Below are 9,077 nucleotides of genomic sequence, written 5' to 3' on the forward strand. Positions count from 1 at the left end.
CGACCCCGATGGGGTCGGTGGACCACCCGTTCAACCCGCTCTCGCTCGCGATCGGCGCTGAAGCCACGTTCGTGGCGCGGACACTGGACAACGACCGGGCGCAGCTGACCTCCATCCTGACCGCCGCAGCCCAGCACCGCGGGTCGGCACTCGTGGAGATCTACCAGAACTGCCCCATCTTCAACGACGGCGCCTTCGACGTACTCAAAGAACCCGGCGAAAAAGAACAACGCCTCATCCCACTCGAAGACGGCAAGCCGATCCGGTTCGGGCCGGACCGTGAGCACGCCGTGCTGCGCAACGACCGTGGTGGCCTGGAGGTCGGACCGTACGACGAGGACCGGGTGGTCGTGCACGACTCGACGATCGACGACCCGTCCTACGCGTTCGCGCTGTCGCGGCTCTCGACACAGGACCTGTCCCACACGGTCACCGGGATCTACCGCAATGTCGACCGGCCGTCGTATGACGACCAGGCGCGCGCGCAGGTGCGGGCCGCGACCGAGGTGAAACCGGCCGACCTGCGGTCACTCCTCCTCGGCAATGACACCTGGACTGTCGGCTGAGCAACACAGCCACCTCGGGCCGCGCGTCCCCGACTCCCACTCCCGGTACGCGTGCACGAGCAACGCGTGGAACCGCCGTCGTGCGGCCGGGCCCGCGTCGACGGTGACGATCGCCGGCCTGAGGCTGCGTGGTACGCCCTGATGTGTCATCTCGGCCTCCTTCACGCGATGTCGTCAGGATGCGAGCCGGGCCTTGAGCCTTGATCGCACCGGGGTCGAGCCCGGTTGCGGCGGGGCCGGGTGTCGAGCCTCCTTCGATCCTCCCTCCAGTGACGGTGAGGAAACTCACAGAAAAGCCCTGCCGCTGGAGCTGTCGGAGGGAGCGGAACCATGGCGGAACTGAAGATCTGGACGACACGCCAGAGGCTCAAGGTCGCCGCCCCGCCGAAGCGCGTGTACGAGCTGGTCGCCGACATCCATGGCTGGCCATCGGTCTTCGACTCGGTGACCGTGGTCGAGCCACTCGGCTACGACCGGGCCTGCGAGCGGTTCCGGATCGTCGAGCGCACGGGGAACACCTGGGTTTCGGTGCGTGAGGCGAACCCGAAGCGGCTGCAGGTGCGGTACCGGCGGACCGACCCCCCTGCGCCGCTCGTGTCGATGGCCGGTCTGTGGCGGGTCGAGGCGAAGGCTGTCGGCGTGGTGGTGGCGCTCGACCACTACTTCCGCGTGGCGGACGACAGCCAGGAGACCGCGGCCGTGGCCGCACAGCAGATCGTCGCCATCGGCACGGTGATGCTCGGCTCGCTGCGGCGGACCTCGGAGCTCGGTGGTGTGGCTGACCTGTGGGCCCCGGAAAGGAAGGCCTCGTGATGACCTCGTTCGCAGATCTGCCGATCGGCTCCGCCGACGTGCTCCCCAGCCTTGCCGCTGCGGCGTGGCCCGACCGCGCCGCGCTGCGCACCACGAGCCGCACGGTGACGTTCGCGGAGCTGGACCGTGCCGTGTCCCGGCTCGCGTTCGGCCTGCGCCAACGGCTCGGCGGCGACGGACTGACCGTGGCCGTTGCCGCGCTGCCCGGCACCGACTTCCCGACCGCGTTCTACGCGATCGTCCGCAGCGGCAACGTCGCGGCGCCGGTCGCCCCGGACATGCCCTCGGACGAGTTCGCCGACTTCCTCGCGGTGACCAGGGCGCGCGCGGTGGTCCTCGGCCGTGCGATGTACGAGCGGGTCCGCCAGGTACTGCCACCGTCGCTGGAGCTGGTGCTGTTGCTGGACGCGCCGGCCGAGCCCGGTGTCCTCACGTGCGCGGAGCTGGCGACCGGCGGCGCGCTGCTGGTGGAACCACGCGACCGCGACGAACGCGAACCGGCGGCGATCCTGTCCGGCCTGCTGACCCATCAGGAGCTGAAGTCAAGAGCGGCGACGGTAAACCTGACGGCGAACGCGGTGGTCCTGACCACCACACCCACCTACGACCCGATCACCCTGAGCGCAGCCCTGCTATCAGGCGCCACCCAAGTCCTCTCCCGCCACGAAAACCACCCCACCCACCACCCAGCAACCCACGTACAAACAAACACCGGCCCAAAAGCCGCCTAACCCCGCGAGTCCACGCTTCAGAACCCGCGAGTCCACGGTTCAGAACCCGCGAGTCCACGGTTCGGGACCCGCGAGTCTTGGGTTCAGGACCCACGAGTTGGTGGTTCGGTGAACAACGCGGGTGTCGCGAAACGCCAACTCAGCGGTCCCGAACCGTAGACTCGCGGGTTCCGAACGGCCGACTCGCGGGTTCTGAACCGTGGACTCGCGGGTTTTTAGGGTTGGAGGATGGTTTCGTTTGGGGTTTCTGCGAAGAGGGTGTTGATTTCTGTTGCGTACTTTTTGGCGATTGGTTTGCGGCGGAGTTTCATGGTTGGGGTCAGTTCGTCGCCGCCCGGCTCCCACGTTGACGGGAGCAGTCGCAGGCGCTTCACCTGTTCCACCCTTGCCAGCTTCTCGTTGCCTTCCTTGACACCTGCCAGCACCGCTGCGCGGAGTTCCGGGTGCGCCACCAGTTCCTCCTGCGACGCGCCGCCGAACCCGTGCTGCGCGGCGAACGCCGCCGCCGCGTCCGGGTCCAGCACCGCGATCGCCGCGATGTAGGGCCGGTCGTCTCCGATCGCGACCACCTGGCCGACCAGCGACGTCGCCGCCTTGATGGCGTTCTCGATGTTCGAAGGGGACATGTTCTTCCCCGAGGCGTTGATGATCAGTTCCTTCTTGCGGTCGACGATCCTGACGTACCCGTCGGCGTCGACCTCCGCGATGTCACCGGTGTGCAGCCACCCGTCGGCGTCGATGGTCTCCGCCGTCTTCTCCGGGTCGTTGCGGTAGCCCCGCATGATCGTCGGGCCCTTGGTGAGCAGCTCGCCGTCCTCGGCGATCTTGATCTCCATGTCCTTCACCGCGCGCCCGACCGTGCCGAGCTTCGTCGCCCCCGGCGAGTTCGCGGTGGTGGCGCCGCCGGTCTCGGACATGCCCCACACCTCGTACACCGGGATCCCGAGGCCCCAGAAGAACTCCAGGATGTCCGCCGAGATCGCCGACGCCCCCGACGCCGGGCCGGTGACCACGTCCAGCCCCAGCTTGTCGCGCAGCTTCGCCAGCACGAGCTTGTCCGCGATCCGGTGCTGCGCGGCGAGCACCGGCGGTAGCGGGCGCCCGGCGAGCTTGTGCCTGGCCGCCCTGAGACCGGTCTCGATGGCCCACGTCGCGATCCGCCGCTTGGCGCCGCTCGGCTCGGCCGCGAGCCCGACGTCGATGGCCGCCTTCAGCTTCTGCCACACCCTCGGCACGGCGAAGAACGAGTGCGGTCGCACGTCCTGCAGTGCCTCGGCGAGCTTGGTCAGGTCCGCGACGCAGGTGACCTGGATGCCGAACAGGATCGCGAAGTACTGCGCGGTCACGCGGTCCGCGATGTGCGCGGCGGGCAGGTAGGACAGCACCCGGTCACCCGGGTTCGCGTTGAACAGGATCCGCACCGCGTCCGCCTCGGCGATCACGTTCGCGTGCGTCAGCTCGACGCCCTTCGGCGGACCGGTGGTGCCGGAGGTGTAGATGATCGTCGACAGGTCGCTCGCCTCGACGGCCTGCCACGCGGCGTCGAAGTCGAAGTCCGGGTCGCCCTTGGCCTCCAGGTCGGCGAGCGTCAGCACACCGTCCACATCGGACACGTCGTCCACGCTCACGATGTGCTCGACCGCGCCACCCGCGTCCCGGACGCGGGGGAGGAACCGCTCGTCGCAGAACACAACCTTGTTGCCCGCGTTGCCGAACAGGTACGCGATCTGCTCGGGCGTCGAGGTGTTGTAGATCGAGAACGGGGCGGCGCCGAGGTGTAGCGCCGCCGCGTCGACGAGGTGGAACTCAGGGCGGTTGGCGAGCATAAGCCCGACCGTGTCGCCGCGCTTGACGCCAAGGGCCGCGAGCCCGGCGGCGAGCTTGCGCACCCGCTTGTCCCACTCGCGCCAGGTGATCTCCGTGGCGCCACCGGGCGTGCGGATGATGACCTCGTCGGGTGTTTTCCTCACGAACTCCTGGAAGGACGCGCACAGTGTGCGGTGCAAGGGGGTCTTCTCGTTCATTAACCACGCTCCGATGCGCCGGGTCGGCCCCCGATCAGGGCGTGATCCTAAGCACCAGCGAGGTGTCACGTCCACGCCGAACCGGGCATTGACGACAAACGGAGACTAGCCCGCTTCCCCGAACCGAGGAGTGTCGGCCGCGTTCCGGCCCAATGGTTGCGAACGGTTATGAGCGATGACTGACTGTCATCACTCGCTACTTCTCCAGCCAGGGCAGGTGGTCCGGCAGGTCGTCCGGGACCTTTCCGGTCCACTGTGGATCGCGGCGCTGCAGGAACGACATGATGCCCTCGACGGTGTCCGGGTTCGCCGCGCTGCCCGCGATCAGCCGGGAGTCCAGCCGCTGCACGGGGAACGGCGAATCGGCCTGCGCGGCCCGGTACAGCATCTGCCGGATCACCGCCACGGACACCGGCGCGGTGGTCCTGATCAGCTCGCGGGCCAGCTCGTAGGCCTTGTCCAGCACCTCGTCCGGCTCGTGCAGCGCGTGCACCATCCCCGCGGCGAGTGCCTCCTGCGCGTCGAACACGCGGCCGCTCACCATCCAGTCCATGGCCCGCCCCAGCCCGACGAGCCTGGGCAGGAACCACGTCGAGGCGCCTTCCGGGTACAGCCCGCGCCGCGAGAACACGAACCCGAAGCGGGCGTCCGTGGCGGCGAGCCGGAAGTCGGCAGGCAGGATGATCGTCGAGCCCGCGCCGACGGCCGCGCCCCGGATGGCCGCGATGACCGGCTTGTTCATCGCGAAGATCCGCATCGAGCACCGGCCGGCAGGCTCGTCCCAGGTCTCCGCGTTGTCGGCGGACAGGTCCAGGCCACCCGCCGACAGGTCGGCGCCGACGCAGAAGTCCTTACCAGCACCCGTCAGCACCGCCACGCGCACGGCCTGGTCGCGGTCGGCCTCGTCGAACGCCACCGCCAGCTCGTCCGCCATTGTGACGGTGTAGCCGTTGCGGGCTTCCGGCCGGTTCAGCGTCACGGTCGCGATGCCGTCGGACACCGCGTAGCTCACGTGTTCCACGCCGATCACGCTAGCGCCATCACGAGCAGATCCCGGCATGACGCACGAAGATCGGCCTCACCGGCGCCGACGCGGGTCAGCTGGTGCAGCACGAGGCCGTCGAGGAAGGCCACCAGGGCGCGGCCGCGCCGCTCCGGCTCGCTCGCCCCGGCCGCCGCGATCGTCTTCTCGGCCATCAGCCGGAACATCGACCCGTACTCGAGCATCTTCGCCGCCAGCTCGGGCCGCCGGGTCGACTCCAGCGTCAGCTCGTAGCGGGCGAGCGTGCGTTCGCGGCCCTCGGTCAGCCACGCCTGCACGACTCCGGTCAGCAGGTCGGCCAGCGTCTCCAGGTCGACCTTGCCGCCCTGGTCGGGCATGTCGCCGACGTCGAGCGTGTCCAGCTCGGCCATCCGCGCGAGCGCCGCGAACATCAGCGCCTCCCGCGTGCGGAAGTAGTACGAGGTGGAGCCCTCGGCGAGCGCGGCCGTGCGGTCCACGGCGCGGTGGGTGAACCCGCGCATGCCCTCACGCGCGATCGTCGCGATCGCTGCGTCGGCTATCACGGTTCGCCTGTCTGTCACACCGTCACTCTACGGATGTAGAGTCCTCTACATCCGTAGAGGAGGGGTGGCATGGAAGCGATAGTGGCAGGCGGGGGCATCGGCGGACTGGCCGTTGCGGCCGGGTTGAGCAGGCGTGGCTGGGACGTGACCGTGCTGGAGCGGACCGGGGAGTTCGACGTCGTCGGGTCCGCGATCTCGTTGTGGCCCAACGCTTTCCGGGCGCTGGAGGCGGTCGGCGCGACAGTCGGTGGCGAACGGCTCGGTGCCGAGGGTGGGCTGCGGGACTGGCGCGGCCGGTGGATCGTGCGCATGGACGACGACGAGGTCGCGACCGGTCACACGGCGAAGGCGGTGGTCACGCACCGGCACGATCTGCGGACGGCGCTGCTGGCGCAGGTGCCCGCGCACTGCCGGCTCGCCGGTGTCCTGGTCACGGGCGCGCGGGTCGAGGGGTCCCGCGCGGTCGTCGAGCACGACGGCGGCGAACTGTCGGCGGACCTGCTGATCGGCGCGGACGGGGTCAACAGCGCGGTCCGGCGGGCACTGTGGCCGGACGCGGCGCCCGCGCGGTACTCGAAGCACACGGCGTGGCGGATGATCCTGCCGCGCCCGGAGACCCTGATGGACGCCGGCGTCGAGATCTGGGCCGAGACGTGGGGCCCCGGCGCGGTGTTCGGCATGTTCCCGATGGGCGGCGACCGCGTGTACTGCTACGGCACGGGAGCCGTCCCGGCCGGGCAGCGCGGCGTCGACGGCGAACTGGCCGAACTGCGCCGCCGGTTCGAGGACTGGTGCGAGCCGATCCCGACCGTCCTGGCGGCGGCGACCGAGGAGCGGGTGCTGCGCAACGATATCTACTACCTGCCACGGCTGCCGACCTACGTGCACGGCCCGGTCGCGCTGCTGGGCGACGCGGCACACGCGATGACGCCGAACCTGGGGCAGGGCGGCTGCCAGGCGCTCGAGGACGCGGCGACGTTGTCCGTGGCGGTGGAGACGCAGCCCGACCTGGCCACCGCGCTGCGCCGCTATGACGAGCTGCGCAGGCCGAGGACGCAGGCGCTGGGGCGGAAGGCGTTGCTGAGCCGGGACCTGTCGCACCTGTCATGGGGGCCAGCGCGTGCGGCGCGGAACGCGGTGCTGCGGACGTTGCCGAGGTCGGTGTTCGTCAGGTCGCTGGCACAGCCGTTCAGCTGGCGGCCGGAGGACGGGCTGGTCCGCACGTAACACCGATCGCACCGCCGATGTGGTCGGCTACGCGGCGTGGACGTGCTCGATGATCAGGCCGCTGTGGTGCTCGTGACGGGTGTGGTCGCCCTCGTGGTGGTCATCTTCAACGAGGCGTGGCGGCCTGCCCGCAACCTGATCACGATCGTGCACGAGGCGGGGCACGCGCTGGTGGCGGTGCTGGTCGGGCGGCGGCTGTCCGGGATCCGGCTGCACTCGGACACGTCCGGGCTCACGCTCACCAGGGGCAGGCCGTACGGGCCGGGGATGGTGTCGACGGCGCTCGCCGGGTACGTCGCGCCGTCGCTGCTCGGGCTGGTGTTCGCGGCGCTCGTCGGGGCGGGCCAGACCGCGGCGGTGCTGGTGGTCTGCGGGGTGCTGCTGCTCGGCGTGCTGGTGATGGTGCGGAACGTGTACGGGTTCTTCTCCGTGCTGCTGACCGGCGCCGTGCTGTTCGGAGTGGCCTGGTGGACCAGCCCGGTGGTGCAGGGGGCGTTCGCGTACCTGATCACGTGGTTCCTCCTTCTGGGTGGTGTTCGTCCGGTCGGCGAGTTGCAGGGCAAGCGCCGCCGCGGGCGGGCGCGGGACTCGGACGCCGACCAGCTCGCACGGCTGACCGGGACGCCGGGGCTGTTGTGGGTCGGCATGTTCTTTTTCGTCAACCTGGGGGCGCTGGCACTCGCGGCAATGTGGTTGCTGGGGTGAGGCAGACTTGGGACATGACTGTGGTGTCCGAGTCCGTTTCGTCCGCTGTCGCGTCGTGTGCGCTCGCCGCCTACCGGGCTGCCCCGGCGCTGGCGGCGGCGCCCGACTCGGCGATCGACGGCGCGCTCGCGGCGATGGCGTCGCGCCTGCGGTCCTCGGTCGACGCGCTGATGGCGGCCAACGAGGCGGACGTGTCGGCGGCGGAGTCGGCCGGGATGAGCGCGGGCCTGCTCGACCGGCTGCGCCTGTCGCCGGAGCGGCTGGCGTCGATGGCGTCGGCGCTGGAGCTGCTCGCGTCCACGCCGCACCCGCCGCGGTCGACGTTCGTCCGTGACCTGCCGGACGGGCTCAAGCTGTACGAACGCCGCCGTCCGGTCGGCGTCATCGGCGCGAACTACGAGGCCCGCCCGAACGTGACCGTCGACGTCGCGTCGCAGCTGGTGAAGTCCCGCAACGCCGGTGTCCTCCGCACGGGTGGCGCGGCGCTCGGCTCGGCCACCGCGCTGCTGGAGTCGGTCGTGGCCCCCGCCCTGTCGGAGGTGTCCCTCGATCCGGCCGCGATCCAGTTGGTCCCGACCCCGGACCGCGCGGCGGCGGCCGCGCTGGTGTCGCAGCCCGCGCATATTCCGCTCGTGATCCTGCGGGGGAGCGGCGACACGACCCGCACGCTTGGCGAGGAGGCCGCGCGCCACGGCGTGCGCACGCTGGCCCACGCCGACGGCGGCGGCGTGCTGTACGTGGACGTCGACGCGGACGTCGAGCGCGCGTTGTCGCTGGTCCGCGGCAGTGTCGATCGGCTGGGTGTGTGCAACCGGCTGAACCTGCTGCTGATCCACGCGTCGCTGTACGAGTCGCTGCTGCCGCGCGTCGAGTCGCTGCTGGCGGAACTGAGGATCGCCGTCTCGCTACCGCCCCACAACCACCCGATCGGGTACGAATGGGCGCTGGACTCGGACCGCGAGGCGACGGTGACCGTGCTGCCGGTGTCGTCGGCCCTGCGGGCCGCGGCGGTCGCGAACACGGAGACCTCGGGCCTGGCCGCGTCGATCGTCACCACGTCGGAGACCACGGCGACGGCGTTCATGGACGCCTACACGGGCACGGGCGTCTTCTGGAACGCGACGACCCGCCTGCTCGACGGCTTCAAGCTCCTGGCCGTCCCGGAAACCGGCATCAACATCGACAAGGTCCCCGGCCCCCGAGGCCCGGTCACCTACCCAGACCTCTGCCTGCGCCAGTACGCAATCCTCCCAGCCTGACCCCCAAACCCCCGCGAGTCCACGTTTCAGAACCCGCGAGTCTGCCGTTCAGAACCCGCGAGTCTTCGGTTAGAGACCCGCGAGTCTGTCGTTCGGGACCGCCGAGTTGGCGGTTCGTGGTGTGATCCCCGCGTCGCGAATCGCCAACTCGCTGGTTCCCAACCGCAAACTCATCGGTCCCGAACC

At 70.2% G+C, this 9,077-nt stretch carries 8 protein-coding genes and 1 pseudogene; 6 read left to right on the forward strand and 3 right to left on the reverse strand.

Annotated features, from left to right (window positions below):
• The 3 genes and pseudogenes from WBA97_RS21675 to WBA97_RS21685 form a co-directional block, all read left to right on the forward strand.
• Positions 1–566 (forward strand): annotated as a pseudogene (locus tag WBA97_RS21675) (2-oxoacid:ferredoxin oxidoreductase subunit beta); the annotation flags it as partial.
• A gap of 330 nt (positions 567–896) precedes the next feature.
• Positions 897–1,379: an SRPBCC family protein gene (locus WBA97_RS21680; RefSeq protein ID WP_424232714.1), complete on the forward strand. Its 483-nt coding sequence runs from the start codon at positions 897–899 to the stop codon at positions 1,377–1,379.
• Positions 1,379–2,110, forward strand: coding sequence for an AMP-binding protein (locus tag WBA97_RS21685; protein ID WP_424232715.1), 732 nt, complete (start codon positions 1,379–1,381; stop codon positions 2,108–2,110). Before WBA97_RS21680 ends, WBA97_RS21685 begins: the two co-directional genes overlap by 1 nt.
• 215 nt (positions 2,111–2,325) lie before the next feature.
• Here WBA97_RS21685 and WBA97_RS21690 read toward each other — a convergent pair whose 3' ends face one another.
• From WBA97_RS21690 to WBA97_RS21700, 3 genes are all read right to left on the reverse strand, one after another.
• On the reverse strand, positions 2,326–4,134 hold the full coding sequence (locus tag WBA97_RS21690) for an AMP-dependent synthetase/ligase (protein WP_424232716.1): 1,809 nt from the start codon (positions 4,132–4,134) through the stop codon (positions 2,326–2,328).
• A gap of 196 nt (positions 4,135–4,330) precedes the next feature.
• The gene (locus tag WBA97_RS21695) at positions 4,331–5,194 is read right to left on the reverse strand and encodes an enoyl-CoA hydratase-related protein (protein ID WP_424232717.1); all 864 of its coding nucleotides are present in this window, start codon (positions 5,192–5,194) and stop codon (positions 4,331–4,333) included.
• Positions 5,161–5,718 (reverse strand): TetR/AcrR family transcriptional regulator, encoded by a 558-nt coding sequence (locus WBA97_RS21700; RefSeq protein WP_424232718.1) that lies wholly within the window; start codon positions 5,716–5,718, stop codon positions 5,161–5,163. The genes WBA97_RS21695 and WBA97_RS21700 overlap by 34 nt, the downstream gene beginning before the upstream one ends.
• Positions 5,719–5,769: 51 nt before the next feature.
• Between WBA97_RS21700 and WBA97_RS21705 the strand changes: the two genes are divergently transcribed.
• From WBA97_RS21705 to WBA97_RS21715, 3 genes are read left to right on the forward strand one after another with little or no spacing between them, the layout of a single operon-like run.
• Complete coding sequence (locus tag WBA97_RS21705) at positions 5,770–6,927, forward strand: FAD-dependent monooxygenase (protein WP_424232719.1); 1,158 nt, start codon at positions 5,770–5,772, stop codon at positions 6,925–6,927.
• 36 nt (positions 6,928–6,963) lie between these two features.
• Positions 6,964–7,632, forward strand: coding sequence for a M50 family metallopeptidase (locus WBA97_RS21710; protein WP_424232720.1), 669 nt, complete (start codon positions 6,964–6,966; stop codon positions 7,630–7,632).
• Between the two features lie 14 nt (positions 7,633–7,646).
• Positions 7,647–8,891: an aldehyde dehydrogenase family protein gene (locus tag WBA97_RS21715; RefSeq protein ID WP_424232721.1), complete on the forward strand. Its 1,245-nt coding sequence runs from the start codon at positions 7,647–7,649 to the stop codon at positions 8,889–8,891.
• The last annotated feature ends 186 nt before the right edge of the window (positions 8,892–9,077 follow it).

The organism is Actinophytocola sp., assembly GCF_049647105.1.
Taxonomy (GTDB): Bacteria; Actinomycetota; Actinomycetes; order Mycobacteriales; family Pseudonocardiaceae; genus Actinophytocola.

Bases quoted from the DNA above. Each gene is read 5' to 3' on its own strand.
- WBA97_RS21680 (WP_424232714.1), top strand. From the start codon at position 897: ATGGCGGAACTGAAGATCTGGACGACACGCCAGAGGCTCAAGGTCGCC.
- WBA97_RS21685 (WP_424232715.1), top strand. From the start codon at position 1,379: ATGACCTCGTTCGCAGATCTGCCGATCGGCTCCGCCGACGTGCTCCCC.
- WBA97_RS21690 (WP_424232716.1), bottom strand. From the start codon at position 4,134: ATGAACGAGAAGACCCCCTTGCACCGCACACTGTGCGCGTCCTTCCAG.
- WBA97_RS21695 (WP_424232717.1), bottom strand. From the start codon at position 5,194: ATGCCGGGATCTGCTCGTGATGGCGCTAGCGTGATCGGCGTGGAACAC.
- WBA97_RS21705 (WP_424232719.1), top strand. From the start codon at position 5,770: ATGGAAGCGATAGTGGCAGGCGGGGGCATCGGCGGACTGGCCGTTGCG.
- WBA97_RS21715 (WP_424232721.1), top strand. From the start codon at position 7,647: ATGACTGTGGTGTCCGAGTCCGTTTCGTCCGCTGTCGCGTCGTGTGCG.